Annotated in this window: 14 protein-coding genes; 7 read left to right on the forward strand and 7 right to left on the reverse strand. The window is 50.9% G+C overall.

Annotated features, from left to right (window positions below):
• Positions 1 to 19 precede the first annotated feature (19 nt).
• Positions 20 to 709 carry a transposase gene (locus IDAT_RS10050; RefSeq protein WP_034733331.1) on the reverse strand — a complete coding sequence of 230 codons (690 nt, stop codon included), beginning with the start codon at positions 707 to 709 and terminating at the stop codon, positions 20 to 22.
• Between the two features lie 203 nt (positions 710 to 912).
• Between IDAT_RS10050 and IDAT_RS10055 the strand changes: the two genes are divergently transcribed.
• A complete protein-coding gene (locus IDAT_RS10055; protein WP_051986703.1) occupies positions 913 to 1,800 on the forward strand; it encodes a peptidylprolyl isomerase in 888 nt (295 codons plus the stop codon).
• On the opposite strand, the gene rnk is transcribed toward IDAT_RS10055, so the two are convergent.
• On the reverse strand, positions 1,772 to 2,158 hold the full coding sequence (gene rnk, locus IDAT_RS10060) for a nucleoside diphosphate kinase regulator (RefSeq protein WP_034733332.1): 387 nt from the start codon (positions 2,156 to 2,158) through the stop codon (positions 1,772 to 1,774). The genes IDAT_RS10055 and rnk overlap by 29 nt on opposite strands.
• Before the next feature lie 391 nt (positions 2,159 to 2,549).
• Between rnk and IDAT_RS10065 the strand changes: the two genes are divergently transcribed.
• From IDAT_RS10065 to IDAT_RS10075, 3 genes are read left to right on the forward strand one after another with little or no spacing between them, the layout of a single operon-like run.
• A complete protein-coding gene (locus tag IDAT_RS10065) occupies positions 2,550 to 5,273 on the forward strand; it encodes an Ig-like domain-containing protein (RefSeq protein WP_034733333.1) in 2,724 nt (907 codons plus the stop codon).
• Positions 5,245 to 7,989 (forward strand): TonB-dependent receptor, encoded by a 2,745-nt coding sequence (locus tag IDAT_RS10070; protein ID WP_034733334.1) that lies wholly within the window; start codon positions 5,245 to 5,247, stop codon positions 7,987 to 7,989. Before IDAT_RS10065 ends, IDAT_RS10070 begins: the two co-directional genes overlap by 29 nt.
• Positions 7,976 to 9,076: a cytochrome-c peroxidase gene (locus IDAT_RS10075; protein WP_051986705.1), complete on the forward strand. Its 1,101-nt coding sequence runs from the start codon at positions 7,976 to 7,978 to the stop codon at positions 9,074 to 9,076. The genes IDAT_RS10070 and IDAT_RS10075 overlap by 14 nt, the downstream gene beginning before the upstream one ends.
• Before the next feature lie 102 nt (positions 9,077 to 9,178).
• Here IDAT_RS10075 and IDAT_RS10080 read toward each other — a convergent pair whose 3' ends face one another.
• Positions 9,179 to 9,709 (reverse strand): hypothetical protein, encoded by a 531-nt coding sequence (locus tag IDAT_RS10080; protein WP_051986707.1) that lies wholly within the window; start codon positions 9,707 to 9,709, stop codon positions 9,179 to 9,181.
• Between the two features lie 357 nt (positions 9,710 to 10,066).
• Between IDAT_RS10080 and IDAT_RS10085 the strand changes: the two genes are divergently transcribed.
• Positions 10,067 to 10,798 carry a class I SAM-dependent methyltransferase gene (locus tag IDAT_RS10085; protein ID WP_081909820.1) on the forward strand — a complete coding sequence of 244 codons (732 nt, stop codon included), beginning with the start codon at positions 10,067 to 10,069 and terminating at the stop codon, positions 10,796 to 10,798.
• A gap of 15 nt (positions 10,799 to 10,813) precedes the next feature.
• Entirely contained in the window at positions 10,814 to 12,526 is a 1,713-nt protein-coding gene (locus IDAT_RS10090; protein WP_051986712.1) for an ATP-binding protein, read from the forward strand.
• Positions 12,527 to 12,556: 30 nt separating this feature from the next.
• Here the strand turns inward: IDAT_RS10090 and asnC are convergent, their stop codons facing one another.
• Positions 12,557 to 13,021, reverse strand: a complete 465-nt coding sequence (gene asnC / locus IDAT_RS10095) for a transcriptional regulator AsnC (RefSeq protein WP_034733336.1) — start codon at positions 13,019 to 13,021, stop codon at positions 12,557 to 12,559.
• A 172-nt stretch (positions 13,022 to 13,193) separates the two neighbouring features.
• Between asnC and asnA the strand changes: the two genes are divergently transcribed.
• Entirely contained in the window at positions 13,194 to 14,156 is a 963-nt protein-coding gene (asnA, locus tag IDAT_RS10100; protein ID WP_034733337.1) for an aspartate--ammonia ligase, read from the forward strand.
• An 88-nt stretch (positions 14,157 to 14,244) separates the two neighbouring features.
• On the opposite strand, the gene IDAT_RS10105 is transcribed toward asnA, so the two are convergent.
• From IDAT_RS10105 to IDAT_RS10115, 3 genes are all read right to left on the reverse strand, one after another.
• A complete protein-coding gene (locus IDAT_RS10105) occupies positions 14,245 to 16,269 on the reverse strand; it encodes a M66 family metalloprotease (protein ID WP_156099514.1) in 2,025 nt (674 codons plus the stop codon).
• A 165-nt stretch (positions 16,270 to 16,434) separates the two neighbouring features.
• Positions 16,435 to 17,574: an InlB B-repeat-containing protein gene (locus IDAT_RS10110; RefSeq protein ID WP_034733339.1), complete on the reverse strand. Its 1,140-nt coding sequence runs from the start codon at positions 17,572 to 17,574 to the stop codon at positions 16,435 to 16,437.
• A gap of 42 nt (positions 17,575 to 17,616) precedes the next feature.
• Positions 17,617 to 19,242, reverse strand: coding sequence for a hypothetical protein (locus IDAT_RS10115; RefSeq protein WP_156099515.1), 1,626 nt, complete (start codon positions 19,240 to 19,242; stop codon positions 17,617 to 17,619).
• Positions 19,243 to 19,397 lie beyond the last annotated feature (155 nt).

Below are 19,397 nucleotides of genomic sequence, written 5' to 3' on the forward strand. Positions count from 1 at the left end.
TTTAGCAGCCGTAAAAAGGTCAATCTTCATCAAGCTTTAGCTTTAACTTTCGCCCAAGTCGCGCCGACATGGCCTCGACAAAATCATCAGAACCAAAGGCACCTTGCGCGAGCTGAGTCGCGCGAATTCTATTGAGAAGTTTGCGATATTCACGGCTGTGAACTTTGGTTGTATTGATTAATTTTCGATAATTCTGCCGGCATTCGATTGGGTTCCTTCCTAATTGCAAAAATGCCTTATGCGGCTGTAAGAACTTAGAAAAAAGCCCCTCCGCATTATGACGATACGAACTCCAATGCCAACTTCTTGGGTGGCGCGTCAAACGCGCCTTTACCGGATTCAATTCAATATACCGATACACCGTAATTGCATATTCGTCATCGCCAACTAAAGATGAAAAAAAGCGCTTTTCATAAAGCGTTCCTGTGCGGTGATATTTGGCGTTGTAATAACGCGTATAACAGCCCGTAAGACACATCATCATACGCCCAACTTTGTGGCGACTATTCGGTGTTACCAATAAATGAATATGATTTGGCATAAAAACCCAAGCATGGACTGCAACTTCGTACTTCTTTGCAAAGCGAATGAGCATTCCCGCAAACCGCTGGCAGTCATTTTCATCTTTAAAGATTCGCTGGCGATTATTCCCTCGTTGGGTAATGTGTAACGCAATTCCCGGCACATCATTTCGTTTACGATTAGGCATCTCAACTATCCTTGTTGGTCGCTTAAATTTCAGTATAGCGACGTTGTGCAACATGATGTTTTCGTGTCATTGTTAGCTTACAAACACCGTTCTACCACCAGAAAGGGCAGCCCTCCCTCCCGCATCACCGCACGACAAGGAAGGGCAGCCCTCTTTAGCGGTCGGATGCACATTAAATTATCCAAAAGAGGGCTGCCCTTTCTATGCAGATTCGTGCCATTTTTACTGCGCTGCTGGTTGTTGCGACAACGAGTTGCGCTCTCGCAAATGAACCTCATAATTCACTGCAAGAGGACCAGGATTGGTACATTCCAAAAGCTGAAAATCTTGTCTTGTTTGAGCTTGATACTGGCAACGTGATCATTGAACTCGCACCTTTTTTTGCGCCGAATCATGTGCAGCATTTTCGTGAGCAAGTTCAACACGGAAATTATGATCAAATCGATTTTTATCGAGTGATCGAAGGCTTTGTCGCTCAAGCTGGGCCTGAGGGTGCCGCAGATGAAGCGCCATTGGCGGCGGAGTTTGAACGTTCGCAAGATAACAATACAGATTGGTTATTAGTGCAGCAGCCAGCGCTGTTGGCCAAAAGCGAAGGATATCTAAATCACTTCGCTGCGGCGCGCGATGAGACTAATGAGTGGTTGGTGCATTGTCCTGGAACCCTCGCTATGGCGCGATCAAACGAGCCCGATAGCGCAGCCAATCATTTTTACGTCGTCCTCGGCCATGCTCCACGGCATCTTGATCGCAACATGACCATCTTTGGGCGTGTGATTAAAGGTATGGAACACCTGCAAGCATTGCCGCGCGGCAGCGTTGAAGCTGGAGGTGTCATCCAATCGAATAAACCGCGAGGAAGCATCAAAAAAGCTGAATTATTCAGTATGATAGATAGCCAAGAACGACCGAGCATTCGCATTCAAAAAACTACAGGAGTGGCTTATACAAAGCGTCTCACGGAGGCTCGAGCACGCAACAACGAGTTTTTTATCTACAAAGGTAACGGCGCGCTAGATATTTGCTACTACCCACCGCGCGTTGAAATGACGCTGCCTGATACTAAGCGGCAGGCGGAAAAACTGCCGTAACTCTGACCGTTAACGGTTTGCCGTTGTGCGACCAAGGAATGGTTGCGCCCTCAGACAAGCCGATAAGAGAACTCCCAACCGCGGTAAGAACAGAAATATCATCGTGATCATTGACGCGTTCCTCTGGGTAGCACAAACGTTTTTCGAAAACTTTTCCAGACTCGATAATTTCGAAGCGAACACGGGAGTTCATAGTGACCACGCCTTCAGGTAACTCGCTCTGCGCTACTATTCTCGCGCGCGCCAGCTCATCTTCCAATTTTGCTGCGTATTCATCACCCGCTTTTTGCTTTTCAAGCAAAGTTTCCAAACGTTGTAAATCATGTTTTGAAATAACTATTTCCGGCAGGATGCTCATAGCTCCCCTCCCCTAATTGTAAAACTATTTAAATTTGTTAGATGCGAAATGAGCCGGTCGCAGCGTAAAGCGCGGCCGGCTTAGGCGTGAAAGATTAGAACTGCGTGCGCGGTTTGGCGCGGTATTACCAACATGTAATTTATCTCCGAGTCTTTGTGCGAGTTTACTCGAAGAGTCCGAAAAAGCAATAAGTTGCGGAGAAAGGGCTGCCCTCTCTGCTGCGATGCCCGCCGCCGCAGAGGGGCTGCCCTTTCTACGATGGCATTGCAGCGCCAACAAGGCCTATAGCGCAGTTGGACCTCGCCCCAAAAACAAAAGCCAACCCACTTGTTGCAAATGCGAATGATTCGCATTAGGATCGATGGAAATTTGAATCTTGGGAGATTAACCAATGGTACAACGCTCAAAAATAGGCATAACACTAGCGGCGTTATGCACGCTCGGCGCATGCGGTGGTTCTGACAGCAATAACGAACCCGCGCTCGAATCCATCCAAGCGCAACTCAACGAAGACACCTCCTGGCAGCAGGCGGTAAACTTTAACGGCACACCCATCGTCATCACTGCGCCACAACATGGTGAAGTCAGTGTCGGTGCAGCACTCGTAACCTACACTCCTAATCAAGACTTCAACGGCGCAGACTCTGTTCTCATTGAGGCCGGCAACACGCGCTACTCGATCAGCTTTGATGTTGCGCCAGTCAATGACGCGCCGCGCATCACCCAATCGCTCATCGAAGTTGCGGCAGAAAACCGAATCGACGGCCAGATTAATGCTGAAGACATAGACGGCGATACACTCACTTTCGAGCTAATCGAAGCACCAGAAACAGGCTCGTTAACACTCGCAAACGATGGAGCATTTACGTTAGAAATAGATACTTTAACGTTGCCAAATCAATCATTTAAGATTGCTGTAAGTGATGGAATCGCTGAGACTAAAGCGACGATCCAACTCAAACCGGCATATACCACAAACGCAGAAAAAGCAGCTTATTACTATCGGTCTGACAAATCCCATCTCAAAAATGCCGAAGCCAAAGCCGCAACCATCAATGACGATATTCTTGCCGCTCCTGCTTACAGCGCCATCGCACAGGGGTATGCCAAAGCAGCGTTACAAACCGAAGTCGACCGCATTTTTGACGACCATATTCGCGGTCAAGAGGCGACCGCGCGGGCTCTTCAAGATCTCGCTAAGGCTTACGAACAAGGCAACGACCAAGAAACAGCCAATCGGCTACGTCGCGATGCGCTGAACGCCTACGCACAATTCATCGCTGATAATGGCCTCGCCAATATCTCTGCAACCGATGCAAGCTTTTTGTTGACCCTGCTAAATCAACAGGTCAATGCCAACGACAACGCAGGTGCCGAACAAACAATTCAACAGTTAAACCTCTATACGTCAACTATTGGCGGTGCAAATACAGAGTATTCAACAGCTTACGGCCGATTGGTAACCGCCTACCGAAATCAAGTTTCGGCAGCAATCGAAGCCTATCAGCAGCAACGGGATAACACGTCACGTAACACAGCACTAGCTGCAATCGATCGTTTTAGCGGCATTGTCGCCAGCACGGGCTTTCAAACGTTAACGCGCGGCGACTTGGCAGGAGAGCGGGCCTACAAACTTGCACCGCTCTATAGTGCGACTGCCGTTGGCTACTACATTAGTATTGGAGAGCTCGAGGCAGCCCGCACACAACTCGCTGAAACTATTAGCTATTATACAGCGGTGGATTACGATTCTGAGTTAGCTCGTGAGGCAAAACCGTACGCCGCAAATAGTTTGCAAGACTACACGTTTCCGCTAGTGGACGCCGCTGCAGCTTTCGCAATCCTCTATCCCGAGCGTCCAAGCAGTGAGAACGTCCCCTTTAATTTAATCCCAAGTGACAGTGTTATTTTCGCAAGAGCGCAAACCGCCATCAGCGGAGCGTCAGCATTAGCGGGGATTTTGAATGGCGGCTCGGTGCAAGATGCAATCGCTCAGCTGCGTAACGATTTTGCTAATGATTTACGTGAGCTGCAGACCCAGTTTACACAAAATACAGTTTCTAGCCCCTATTTAGGTGCGCAATTGCTGGCACTCGGATACGAAGCTGAAGCGGCAGTCGCATTTGCCGCCGGATTGGAAGTTTTGACCTCCAGTGCTTACATTGCAGAGAACGGTGGCGCCACCTTGTATACCACTGGAACACGTGGATGCCTTAAATTTGTTCAGCTTTATCAAAGTGTTGACAGCCTCGATGCAAACGATGCCGCACAAGCTTGCGAATCTATGGCCACAACATACTTCACTGCAGTAGAGGGCGACGTTTCTGTTGCCGACGTAGTGAACGCTCACATTGACGCTGTCACCGCTTGGCAAGCCGTCAACTCGAATCAGCGCGCGTTGAACGTGTTGGAAGCTTTACGGTCGCGTTTTGTGGAATTAACCACAGACTCTGAAGAACAGTTCGAATTCTGGGTCGATTACGCGCGAGTGAGTGTTCACAGCGGTGCCTATACCGTTGCTTTTGAGGCAGTAGAGCATTTGTTAAATTTAGCGAGTGATGAAAGCTTATCGAACCTTGCCCGTACTAAGCAATTGATCGTAGTGGCTAAACTGTTGTCGAGTCTAGAACCGACCAATGCAGTGTTGTTTGACCGCTTCTCCCTACTCGAGCGGATGCGCCGAGTTGCATATAACGACGACGACTACGCGTCAATAATGCAGCGCGCTGAGCTATTAAATGAAGTCGTTAGTTCCTCTTTAGCCACCGCATTACGCGCAACGCCCGCGGCCGATGCACTAGATTTAGCCGAAGATTTTGTTCGCGCCATGAGCTCACTGCGTAAGTACTCACTTGCAGGTGAACTATTGGCTGAACTGCCGCTTGGTGCAGCCGAGCGCCTCACTTATGGCGCAATCATTGCACAAACCCAAGCTTTGCAAGACGACTTCCCTGCCAGTCTCGTAGCTTCAGTGGATACGGATAGCGATGGCCTAGCTAACTTTTTAGCGGTTAATGCTTCGCCTGAGCAACTCGAAGCAAACGATATTGCAACCGATAACGATGCCGACAATGATGGAGTTGAAGATGCCAACGACCCAACGCCACTCGGCTAGATTTTCACGCCTGTGGGTGGCGCTAACACCTCTGCTTGCTTGCAACGTTTTTATTGCGCCCGACGCTTATGCTGCGGGCGCTAGCGAGGCGCCGCCCACCGAAAAAGGGCAGCCCTCCTCCTCCGCACCGGCCAAATCAGAAAGGGCAGCCCTTTCTGCGGCTGAAAGCCAAGCAGACCAAGGCCGTGCGCCGGAAATCAAACCGCTCGAGCGCATTATTGTCAGGGGTCAGCGTTATGCACCCGAAAGCCTCACATTAAGCGGTGAGTACAACCTATCGCGCGACTATTTGGATGGCCTTCCGCAGGGCAACGGCAATATCACAGACTTATTGCTGACGTTGCCTGGAGTGCAAGGCTCGGAAAGTGCTCTAAGTGCGGAAGCACAAGGCGAAATTCGTTCGCAGCTATTATCCATATCGGGGGCACAACCTTGGCAAACCGGCTTCTTCTTCGACGGTGTCAATAACAACTCGCGTCTCGACCCTGCTGCAAGCGATGCCTCGCCTGCGCAGGTTAATGACGTGCAGGGTCACCCACAAGCGACCTTTATCAACCAGAGCTTGGTCGACAATGTAACCGTCTATGACAGCAACGTACCCGCCAAATTTGGCGGCTTCTCAGGCGGAGTAGTCGATGTGCAGGCTAGGCGTAATATGCCGTCTGACGCCAGTCTCAACCTCAGTTATCGCGGCAGCGAATCAAGTTGGAATCGCTATCGCGTTATCGATGAGCGTCAATTAAACGGCCAAGAAGGCGCCGACGATAATGATGCGGAAACCTTCGCAACACCCGAGTTCAGCAAACGTACTCTGAGTTTAAGCGGCACCGCACCTATAGGTGATGACTACGCGCTCGACTTTGCATTGAGTCGCACCACTTCTACCGTGACCGAACTTTCGCTGCGGCAGAACGAGCTAACCGAACGCGAATCCGTCAGTAGCAGACTTGCATTCACAAGCTATGCCTGGGGTCTCGATGAGGTTCGAATTTCAGCGACTTACTCACCCTACGACGGCGGTTATTTACTGCCTGATGTCAAGGATTCCGCGTTCTCCATCGAAGGTGGAGGGCAGACCTTGCAAATTTCCGCGGAACATCGAGTGAGGGCTGCCCTTTTTGCTACCTCCGTAGCCTACGCAAGCTCCGAAAATAGCCGCTCCGCGCCAAATATTTATTTGCCGTGGTACCGTGCTCCCGGCAAAGATTGGGGCATTGACTCGGGTGAAGTTCCTTTCAGTGTTGAGGGCGGTTATGGCGATATTGAAAAGGAGCAAGAATCCTTAACTTGGCAAGGCTCAATCAACTTCGATACTTGGCAATTGGGCGCCAGTGATCATCGCTTTGAAATGGGCTTTGAAACCAGCTACCTAGAGTTAGCAAGACGCCGCACGGAAACCGGTTTGGTCTACAACAGTCCATTTCGCGATGCCAATATCGACTGCCGGGGACAAACTCTTGATTGTATTGAGCAAAGTTTTCAAATTCCGTTAGAAATTTTAGCGGAAGAGCTCGGCGGCACGATTGACTTCAGTAACCCGGAACACCTCGCAGCATATGAAGCTAACCTATTGACAAGGGGACAATTTTTTCAGTATCGCCGAGTGTATCCATTAGAGTACATTAATGTTGCGTTACAGGAATCTGCTGGCTATCTACAACATTCTATCGACCTGAATTCTTGGGAGTTTAAGCTGGGTTTACGCGCAGATTATGACGACTTCTTGCGTAATTTTAATTTTGCACCACGTTTACAAGCAGGCGTAGATATTGGCGATGCGCGTTTCATTTTAGGAGCCAACCGTTACTACAACGCAAATGTGCTCACCTATAAAATTCGCGAGCAACAACGCGGCTATATCACGCAATATCGCTCGCTGGTGAACGGTGTTGTGCAGGACTGGCGCACCTCGTCCGACGCGCAACGGTTTCGCTATCGCTTTGACGATTTGCGCACGCCTTATAGCGATGAAGCGACCTTGGCCTGGAAACAGCGGATTGCCGGCGGTGTGTTCAGCATCAAAGCAGTACAGCGTTGGCGTCGCGACTTGTTAACGCGCGAAAATACTATCGATCGCGACGGTTACACCGAAATCATCCAAGGCAACGAAGGTGAAGGCACGCATCAACGCCTAACCCTTTCCTATCAGCGTGCCTTTGGTCGTCATGGACTCTGGCTGCACGCAAGCCACACCGAAAATGAGACAACTGCAGAATCCTACGATGCGACTGTTGAAGCCATTCCTGAAGATGAGATCGTCTTCTTACAAACGGGTGATGATTATCGGTTGCTTAGCTTGGATGATTTATCTCGTCGCCAAGACGACTTTTCACGTCCGCTAACAGCCCATTTATCGCTGCGAAGTGATTGGTCAGACGCATTCAGTACAACCCTAATGGTGAACTACGTTGGCGAATACGAAAGTGCGGAAAATACAGGTTTGTTGCGAGAAATATCACGAGGCGACCAAATCTGCTCAGATTGCGAAGTAGACGCCCTCAATTACCCCGTATTTCGGGTGGTCGAGCGCCCTGCTCGCACGTTACTGAATGCAGTTTTCCAATATGAGTTTGCCCTGCATGAGGAGCATGAGCTGAGTCTGTCATTTGAAGTGTCAAATTTGCTCAATTCTCGCACCTACAGTGTCGGCCCAGGCCTAGCAGGAATTGAGACCGGTCGGTCGTTCTGGTTCGGAGTCAATTATGCGTGGCGCTAGATTCAAACTGCTGTTGATGACCATCATATCGCTGCCTCTGCTGTTCCATTTATTGCTCGTGGGGGCTGCCCTTTTTTCCAGCAACGGCACTGCTGACACGAGTTCTAGTTTTTCTGCGACATTGTGGCAACGCTATGTACTCCCGCAAGAGCAATGGCCTCCGCTTGCGGTAGGAGCAGCCGATGATTTGCAGCCCCTTCCTGCCCCTTCTACTCAGGACCCGGAATTAGTCAGATTTGGCGCACAGCTATTTCACGATCCGGGGCTCTCGCGCGACGGCAAAGTCAGCTGTGCAAGTTGTCACAAAAGTTCACATGGCTTTGCAGACACTGAACGGGTGACGCCAGGTGTCGATGGATTACTGGGTAAACGCAACGCACAAAGCTTGTTGGACGTGCACTTGTGGGACACATTGTTTTGGGACGGGCGAGCAGCAAACTTGGAGGAGCAAGCACACATGCCGTTGGAAGATCCCGTAGAGATGGCCTCCACGCGACAGCACGCCGTTGATTATGTGTCGGATAAATATGGCGAATCTGCTTGGTCGGAAATTGCTCGAGCATTGAGTGCATTTCAGCGAACCTTGACCCTGCATGAACACCCTGATAACCGCTTGGACCAATTTTTGTGGGCTGTTGACGATGGTGATGTCGCCTTGGCGTCCTCGCTGCTGACTGACCAAGAGCTGCATGGGCTACATTTGTTCCGCACCAAAGCGGGCTGCATTCGATGCCATAGCGGAGCCTTGCTCTCAGACCAAGAGTTCCACGTAACGGGCTTTCATTATTACGGTCGCCGATTTGAGGACTTAGGCCGCTGGGAGCATGAGCAACGGATTGAAAACTTGGCCGCTTTCCGCACCCCTATGCTACGAGGACTGATGCAGCATCAACCATGGATGCACAATGGCTTATTCAACGATCTACGCGGCATCGTTCGCCAGTACAGCCATGGCGGGCCGCGACCACGACGCCCAGCCTCTTTACCGCTGGTGATGCCATACCCAGAAACTACCGCCGAACTTATGCCCTTCTCGCTAACGCGCGAAGAAGAGGACGCCCTGCTCGCGTTTTTGCAGATGCTCTAAATTGTTACGCTCTACATAGAAAGGGCAGCCCTACCTCCAAGTTGGCCGTTACCGCAGGAAGGGCTGCCCTTTTTCGCAATTAATGCCAAGCGTGGTGGGGTGTTACGGTTGTTCAGACTGGATGTAAACTTCGCGTTTCGTTACTAGGCACATTTCCCCCGCAACGACTGGCGTTAAATACACATTAAGCCCCTCGTCATTATGCAAAGCCACCGATATATCGCGCAGAGCGCCAGTATATTTCATGTCGCCAAACCATTCTTCACGAATCACGGAGCACGACTGTTCAACAACGTATGTTTCCGTATAGCTCCAGTCACAGGCTCCCTCGCGCGGCATGATCGTCATTGAGATATGACTATCGCCGTCTGAGTACTCTTTCACGATCAGCGAGTCAAATGGACGATCATTTGGTGCTTCGGTCCCCCACATATCATGGGAGCCATGCGCATGACCGTCGAGTACAAACTCGGATAACTCTTTTGTGGTCTGCAAGCACTGCTGCATACCAACCTCGACAGCACGTTCATACGAGGATGTTACAAACTCTTCTTCTGCTTGGGCTTCATCTTCGACAGCCGCAGCTTGAACTGAGGCAAGGAGCAATAGACTGATAGGTGTTAACACGTTCACGGATACTCACTCTGATAATGTAAAAAAGCGTTAGCGAAAATGCCTGAACGCCAGTATTGACGGTCGACTTCCACCTAAAAAGGGCTGCCCTTTCTAAAAGCACGAGGCCCGCGCAAGTGGGCTGCCCTTTTTAGCGGAGGGAGCCGCACCACGCAAAGGCTGGCGGCTGCACCCAGTCGACGTTTGACGCAATGTAGCAAAAAAGTTGCGGCGGTACGATAGCCAATAACGAAATGTTTGCTATAACTATGAGCTGAAGCAATTAGGGAAAGCAGCGTGAAGACTCAACCGATTAAAACAACAACAAAAAGTTACCAAGAGCATTTCGAACAAAGGGGCACCGCCTACGAACGAGCGATGCAGGCGTATCCGCATGCCCGTGACGAAGAGTTTCTACAGGCACTAAACGCCTCAGCAAACATCCTAACCAACCCACAGCAGCAGCTCAGAGTTGCTGATGTCCCAGCTGGTGGCGGTTATCTGCAACGTTATCTGCCGCCTAACTGTATTTGGCTCGGCCACGAACCATGCGCAAGCTTCATGCACCATGCGAGCACCAGCCACGTAAGCCCCAGCCCATCAACCACAAACACCCAAATCACCGATCGGCCACTCCTTCCGCTACCTTGGCAGGACCAAGCCATCGACGTCGCCATCAGTGTCGCCGGCTTACATCATTTAGAGGACAAAACGCCCCTATTCAAAGAGCTGCACCGAGTCCTAAAAAGCAACGGCGAACTTATCATTTCCGATGTGGCCACAGGTTCAAATGTCGCAACATTTCTCGACACTTACGTGGGTGCAAACAATAGTACCGGGCATGAAGGGATCTACCTCGACGAGCGCACCAAGCAGGAATTACGCCAAGCCAACTTCACCATCACAGCCCACAAGCACAACCATTTCTTCTGGAAATTCAATAATAAACAAGAGATGGCTGAGTTCTGTCATCAATTATTCGACCTAGAGCTATCCACTACTAAGGATACCCAAGAAGCCATCGAACGCCACCTTGGCGTAGCGACGATCGCCCACAACCAAGTCGGCATGCGTTGGTCACTCACCACCATCCGCGCAATACCTAACTGAGAGTCCTAAGCCCAAATGACAGCCAAACTCATCTTAAAAAATGGTCCGTTCGAGTATAAACAAGGCTACTTACATGGCCGAAATTTTCCGACGTTGAAGGTCCGGGTAAAGTCAGAAAATGCCTACGATGACTGGCCTCAGCTATTGAATAACCTCGTCAAAAGAACTCAGCAACACATTGAGTTTATGGGGTTTTCAGTCGACAGCGATGGCATAAGCATAGATACAACACCGCTCGACAGCAGCTCGGACTGGAGCGTATTGAGTATCCCAGTTCTGCACTGCAATACCGATATCATCTATCAATGTTGGCGCCTCGCGCTGTTTACCAGTGAAAAATCACTCGACACTGCCGCGCTCAAAAAGCTTGAGCCGATGAAACGCAATAGCCCCAGCCCCCTCATGACGAATGCCGCAAACGTGCTCGGTTTGCCCCTTTTCATTATTGCCAACGCTACTGCACAGTATGGCCTCGGTCGTAATTCGCGATGGTTTAACCATACTTTTAGCGAACAAACATCGAATCTTTCAGCGCGTCTCGCGCGTGATAAAAAATTAAGCATCCAGCGGCTCAGAACCGCGGGCCTCCCCACCACCAAGCACTATTTGGTCAGCTCCTTAAATCACGCACTTGATGCGGCGAAACACCTTGGCTACCCCGTGGTTGCGAAGCCTTATAATCAAGATGGCGGTGGTGGTGTCACGGCGGCAATTACCGATGCCAAGGAGCTGACATTTGCGTATGAAAAGGCCACCAAGTTCAATAAGAGTGTGTTGATTGAGAAACATGTCGAAGGCCGCGATTATCGTCTGACGGTGTTCGACGGCAAGCTTGTTTGGGCGGTTGAACGACGGCCGGCAGGAGTCACCGGTGATGGCAGTAGCTCCATCAAGCAACTGATTGAAAAAGAGAATCAAAACCCTGCTCGCATGCCCGGTAGCGCCAAACAAACTCTAAAGCCCTTACAGCTCAATAAAGATGCCGAGTTAATGCTCGCGAAGCAGCAGTTAAAAGCTTCGGATGTTCCCAAGAAAGGCCAGTTTGTCCGCTTGCATAGCATTGCGAACGTCGCCACTGGCGGCACGCCGCATGTGGTGACGGACATGGTGCATCCCGATAATGCCGTGTTAGCCGAGCGCGCTGCCGCTGCATTGCGCCTTGACCTTGCTGGAGTCGACTTGATCATTCCGGATATCAGCCGTTCTTGGCGCGAGACGGGGGCAGCAATTTGTGAAGTCAATGGCCAGCCAGATCTCGGCTCGACCACTGCGCGCCACTTATACACAGAATTACTCGCCTCGCGTGTTCCGCAGCAGGGCCGGATTCCTGTGGTGATTCTGGTTTATGCCGCCGATGCCGCCGATGCCGACGGCGCGGCAGCTCAAGCGGTCGAAGCCGCACAACAGACCGCCGCTGAACTGCGTAAGCAATATGAAAACGTGGGTTGCAGTTTGCCAACTTTACCAGCTCTCAAAGCAGCAGACATACTCTCAACGCGTCAAAATTTTATCAATGACACCGAAATCTTTCACGCTAGCAACGACTTCTACCATGTCGCTGTCATGTTCTTAACCGACCAGACATTGGACGCCCTAGTGATGTGCGCTTCAGCAGACGACGTCTTACAACAAGGACTTCCGGTGCAACGCGTTGACACGCTTAAGTTTTACGGAGCTATTGCCCCTGCGGTTAGGAAGGCGCTGGAGCCTCACATTGTCAGTACTTAACGCAGCTCGCTGACAGAGCTTGAGCGCTGACTACACCACCGGCGCGTTGCGCAAAATTGGCTGCTGCAAACTAATCAACGTCTCCGTCGCTTGTATTTCATCAATCGACTGGATTTTGTTGATCAATAAATCTTGCAACTGCTCAATCGACTGCACTAACACCTTGATAAATATACTGTACTGCCCTGTCGTATAATGCGCCTCAACGACTTCAGGCAAGGCCTCTAGCCGTGCCAACGTGCGCGGGTAGTCCCCTGCGCGCGCCAGATTAATGCCAATAAAACAGCATACTTGATAGCCGAGTTTGCGCGCATCAACGTGTACATGAGTGCCAGTGATCACCCCCGCTTGCCGCAACTTCTCAATGCGCACGTGAATAGTCGCAGCACTGACATTCTGCGCCCGCGCCAGCTCGGCATAGGAAGTTCGCGCGTTCGTTTGCAACGCATTGAGGATAAATTTATCGAGCGCGTCTAAAGTGAAATTAGCTGACATTTAATTTGCTTTCCTGTTTTATCCATTAAAATAGATTATTTCCAATTTATAGCCCATTTATTATAGATTGTTAATAGCGCAACTCTATATTCATTAAATAGTATTGAATATAAAAGCCAAATTGATGAATCTACCTTCAACAACAACGCAAATAACTTGAAGGAAATTCAACATGTCACCGATTCTCACTCGCCAACGCCAAGTCGCCCGCTTAAAAGCGCAAATCACGCATGATTTATGCGAAGCATTAAACCTCTACGAGGTGCATGCGCCCTTGCTCGTACCGGCAAATAGCGGCTTACAGGACACCTTAAGCGGTCGTGAGAGAGCGGTGAAAGTACACGTCAGCGCGGAACAGAAACATTACGAAGTCGTACACTCATTAGCAAAATGGAAGCGCAGCGTCTTGGCTGCACACCAGGTTCCGGTTGGCGCCGGTATCCTCGCGCAAATGACCGCCTTACGCCCCGACGAAGAACGCATCAGTGAGCGCCATGCGGTGCAAGTAGATCAGTGGGATTGGGAGCAAGTCATCAGCCCATCACAACGCAACTTAGCGACTTTACGCGCCACCGTCACCAGCATCTACCAAGTGCTAAGAAGGGCAGCCCTTATTTGCCTGCAGCCCACGCAGGTAGCGGAATCGGTATTTTTTGTTCACAGCGAAGAATTGCGCCAAATGTACCCTGCTTTGACGCCCAAAGAACGTGAACATGAGATCACAAAAATGCATAAAGCAGTGTTCATTATCGGCATCGGCCAAGAGCTAAAAGATGGCGTTGCCCACGATGACCGCGCCGCCGACTATGACGATTGGAGCAGCTTCAACGACGATGGCTATAGCGGCTTGAACGGTGATTTACTGGTTTGGCACGATGGCTTACAAGATGCTTTGGAGCTGTCTTCTATGGGGATTCGCGTCGACGCCACCGCTTTGAAACGCCAGGTCGCACAGCGCGCCAGCAGTACCGGCGCAGCGCAACGCACCCTGCAACAGCCTTGGCACCAATCCCTCCTGCAAGGAGGGCTGCCCTCCACCATAGGCGGAGGCATTGGCCAGTCTCGCGTGGCGATGTGGCTACAACAGTCTTCCCACATTCGCGAAGTCCAGTTTCCAACAACGCTTAGCGCATAGCCCGCGCGGCTTTAGCCCCTAAAAAGGGCAGCCCTCCCTGCACGCACGCAGCAACGCGAGGGAGGGCTGCCCTTTCTGCTAGATCAACTCAAAGCTTACGAGAAAATATCTCACTTCCCTCAAAGTAAATCCGCACCGCGACCAGTGACGAAGACTGCACCGGCAGTTGCAACGCGAAGTAACCATTGCGCTCCGAGGCATCATTGCCAGTTGGCTCCACCGCAAAGGTACGGGTCAACAACTCGCCATTCACATCCTCAGCGACCAAGGTGAACGGCCCCATTTCTGCAATTCCCGCAGGGCGATTCACATCTTTCACCAAGCGCAAACGCGTTTGCCCACCACGCTGATCAATCTCACCTGTGATCAAGGTGCTATAGAATGGCTCGCCAGTGGCGCGCGCGTGCGCCATAGCAGCACCATCAACAGCGTCAAAACCCTTCGGCGGCTTACGATCTAAATAATGTTGCACCGAATTGAACGAATAATCAGAAATGAACACTGGCCGACAGTAGCTCATTACATCTTTCACCATGTCTTTGTTGATGATCTGCGTTTTCACTGCATCGTAGCCATTACTACCAATCGTATCGGCCGGATAGGGATAATCGCGCATCACGAAGTCCGGATTACCGCAATCGACATGACCGAGACCTAAATTGTGCCCAATTTCGTGCGCAAACGTGGACCCCTGTTGAGCGCTATCAATAGTCAGTCCAACATTTCCGCCTTGAGACGCAATACCTGCAATGCCCAGCCCACTCGTTACCACACCAGCAGGGAAAATACCGTGATAGTGATGCTGCGCACCATCGAGTCGATACTTATCACGCAAAGCATTTATCAAGGTCGAAGGAGAGAAATCTCCATCCGTGTCATAGACGAAGGGCTCCTCGATGCGCAACTCCACATCTTGCAGTGGAAAATAATGCAACAGCATTTCGCGCGCTTTCTCGGCGGTAAGCTCAACTTCAGCGCTCACCCCATTCACCACCATCGGAAACAACGAAATGGACAGCTTATGTGCGGCGCCAACCACCGGCGTCTCGCTGTAGATGACCTCATCATTGAGCACCATACTCACTTGCAATCCTGCTTGCACCCATTCGGCAGGAATCTCCACACGATAGCTCGCTTCGAGCAGATGGTATTCAGGTTCGCTTGGAACTCCTCCAGCAATTCCGTTCATCGCTAATTCATGGGTTTCCCCATTCAGCTCAAGCAGCAAGGTAGCGTCAGGTACGGCCACGTCTTGATCGGCAATCATGTGCGCGCGGAACAACACGGAACGGTTTGGCACCAAGCTGGGACGACTGGTGATCACTGATTGCCCCCATTCCACATCAGTCAAGCGCAACTGGCTGGTGTCGAGCGTTTCGTCACGAAGCTCAAACTGGTCCACCACAAACCTGTCATACACACCGTCATCAATCACAAATTGCACATCATAGCGATCGAAATACTTGGGTAACTCAAGACTGCCAGCCGCACCGCATGACTCCACCAATACATCTGGATTATTCAACTGCTCGTTGCTGCGGTTGTAATGAATTTCACAATTCATATAAGCATCGACGCTGCCTTTGGTGAAATCCCACTCAAGTTGGACGGCATCATCAGACAAGCTTGCGACCGCTTCTACATCATAAAGCGCGTCAGCCGTTGGGCAATAGGTACTGGTATTACCCTTACTCACCACCAACAGCCAGCTTTGTTGTTCGGCCTGTTGCACCAAATCTTGTGTCACGCGTTGTTCCTCGGATGCGCAACCGAAAATCTGCACAAAATTACTGGCCCGCGCAAGACTACTGTTCGCTAGCGGACGCAAATCAATCACGCGGGTTCCAGTGAGCCGCATAATGCTGAGGTTAGGCATACTCGGTAAAAAGCTTAAATCGCTCACTCCCCGTGTATTGCCGAGCGCTAGGGTACGTAACCTTGGCAGTTGCTGTAAAAACGCATAGCTGCCGTCCTTTGGCTCCATGTCATCGAGTTCCAACTGCGTTAGCGGCATCGTCGCCAGCGGCGCAAAACTCTCGACCCGATTGCGCGCAGGTGCGCCTACCGTCATAAAATTCATATGACTGCCAATCCAGAGCGGATTAATATTCATGCCACGAAGCGGTTCAAGCGTAGTCAAACGAGCATTGATAAAAAGTGATTTAAGTCCCGTAGCAGCCTGAATTCCCTCTAAATCCGTCACCACAGGTCGAGCTTGTGACGAAACATAAAGATCCTGGACCCTCTCAACCAAATCCAACGTCAGTAATTCTTCGGGTTATAAGTCCCAGGTATCGCGAAATTCCTGCTGCAACACAGGATCTGCAAAATAATACTCCCCCGCAGCGGTGAACTTCGCCCACACCTCGCACTGCCCGTTGACATCATGCAGGGTCACCGAGCTCCCATTCCATTCGGCACTCTCGCAGCGCGAAGCGGCAACCAAATTCAGCGGACGCACCGCCCATTCAGTTAAATCACGCGGCCCAATCGCGGCAAGATCGATGGTCACCGATGCGCCATATTTCACGCCCTCAGCCGGAGCATTGTGGGTGCCATTGAGCGCAGCAACAGGTACCGCAACATTAAAGTTGGTGTCTTCCGGCGGCGTCAAAGTGACTTTAGCAACACAGTCCTCGTTGATCGGCCCGACAAAGACATCCACCCGCGGCGGTTCCCCTTCACGCGGCACGATTGCATCTAAAGGACAGCCTTCAACCGTGCTCACCTGCCAAAACTCGTCAACGAGGCCAAAATCCAACCGAAAGGTTTCGCCGCGATATTTTTTAATCGTTACATCCTCGCCAGGAAGGAACGCCCCACCCTCGCGTCCGTCGACGATTTCAACATTTACACTCACTAGGTCTTCTTCGATGCTGACACTGACATGACAGTCAGCGTTAATCGGACCGGTTGTATAAACCAAATCACTCAACGTGCCACCACAGCCTTCGACGCTTTTGATGCGCATATTCGGATCTGGAGCAATGGTGAAACTGGTGGTATTGCCTTCGTAGACCGTCGTTGCCGTCGGATTCACCGAGCCCCAGCGATCCACCGCTGCCGTCACTTGATACGATGGCAACTCAACAAAACTGGCGGTTACCGTGCAGTTTGCGGTAATTGAGCCCGTCCTGTAGGTCGAACCATTCAAACTGCCGCCACAACCAGTTACGGCGTCAATACCGTAATTGCTGGCGGGCGTTACGGTGAAGCTCGTGGTATTGCCGCTAGTGACGCGCGCGCTAGACGGACTAATCGAGCCGCCCGTGCCAGCCGAAGTGCTGACCGTATACGACGTTGGCTGGCTACCACCACCGCCCCCCGCAGGAGACGAAGCGTCACCACCACCGCCACAGGCTATGAGCGTGAACGTGGCAAGTATCGAGAAAATGGGTTTATGCATGCTTTTCGTCATAAAAACATCCTTATTCAAAGGTGTAGGCAGTTACTCCTTCGCCTACATCAAGGGAAACTTTGCTAAAAAACTCAACAGCCAATTCAGTAATGCTGCGGGAATCGCATCGGGGTCTGCGTAAAATGAAAATGCGCTGTTTTGAAAGTTATCAACTAGAGGCGCGTTGATATTAGTGCCCGCCAACACAAACAGCAGCACAAACAGCACCGATCCGACTTTGCCGGCCCCCCAGCGCTCAAAGCGTTCACTGGTATGCACCGCAATCAGCGTGAGCACGATGGTCAGCACAGTAATCATGGTGAGTGCCACCATGAACACCAGCCACGGCACAATCAGTAACTCCAGTAAAATTTGCCGTTCTTCACCAACAATCGCACTGTTTGTCGAGTCAAACTCAGTCGCGGCAAGCGCTTGGCGAAACGGCGGATAGGTATCGACCAACACATTCACTAGTGAGCCGTAGAGCTTGTCCGGCGCATCGGTTCGGGTGCGGTACCGCAACGCGTCACTAATGACGCTTGGCGCCACGCGAATAACATTGGCTTCTTGCATGTATTGCGCAAACTCGGGGGAGTCGATGAACTCGAGGAAACCCGCCGAGCCACGATGAATGGCAGTCCTCAGAATGTGCTTTTGATAGCCTGGATGCAAAGCTGAGAAAGACTCTTGTAGACGCCGTTCATACATTTTCCAACTACTCGCCATAAACAAAACGCGAGTCAAATAGCGTCCATTAATAGTTTCGTAACTGCCCGAACGACTCGGAACATCAGCGGGCCCGTGATTCGCTCTCAAATCGGTGCGTTTGTAGATAGATTGCCAATAGTAAATCAGGCGCCTTTTAAATAATCCATAAGTGGTGCGCTCGCCGATTTCACTGGTAATCGCTCGCATCGCGCGGGTCGCTTCTGCGCGACTGATGCGTTGGCCATTTTCCAATCGGCGGTAAATAGGCAAAACCGTACGGTAAGCAGAATCGCGATTGGAACGCGACGTCATTAACTTATTAATGAGCGCATATTCTGTCTCGATAAAGTGGCGAATAATGGCCGGAATAATCTTGGTTAAGTGAATCGTCTCGGTGTATTGAGCTTCGAGCGCAAGCGCTGCGTTGTATAGATCAAAAATAAGCTTAATCGCATCGCGTTGCGGACTCGACAGGTGTCCTGAGTTGCGTGCCAAAGTGTGATCAACTTCATTCAAATGCGCAAAAATGGCATCGCGATTCGTCGCCGTATAGTTCACCAAATTATCGCTCTCGAAAAATAGCGGAATCGACACCATTTGAAACGCCGCATAGTCGTCAACGTCTTGATTACCGCGCCCTTTGGCTTTGTATTCGGCCGGCAGAAAGGGTTCAATTTTTGTAATGTAGCGGCCTGCATCGCGGGCTAGACGAGCGTCATACATGCGCACCACCGTCGCATCAGAAAATAGTCGATGAACATTGCTCGCCACAAACACCAATGAAAACTGCAACACCACGAACCACATTGCGGCCGCAACAGTCAACACCACGCCCGACTTGAACCAACCAGAAACATCGAACGGCATCAGCTCCAGCAGCCACTCGTTAAACCGGGTAAACGACATGATCAGCAACGTTCCGGCAAGCGCCAAAACGCTCACCGACAGCGACCTCACCTCCCACAAATCGTCGAGGTGCATTGTCTTATCGTTAAACTGATCACCTGCAGCAGCTAATACTAGGGTCGCCCACGCAAAAAAAACGAGCGCGAAAAAAAGAAAGAATTTATGTCGGTTTGTGAGCATAACAACATCCGTTGTCGGTGGACTCCAGTCCTTGAACAAAATTGAGCCTT

It is taken from the genome of Pseudidiomarina atlantica (assembly GCF_000753735.1).
Taxonomy (GTDB): domain Bacteria; phylum Pseudomonadota; class Gammaproteobacteria; order Enterobacterales; family Alteromonadaceae; genus Pseudidiomarina; species Pseudidiomarina atlantica.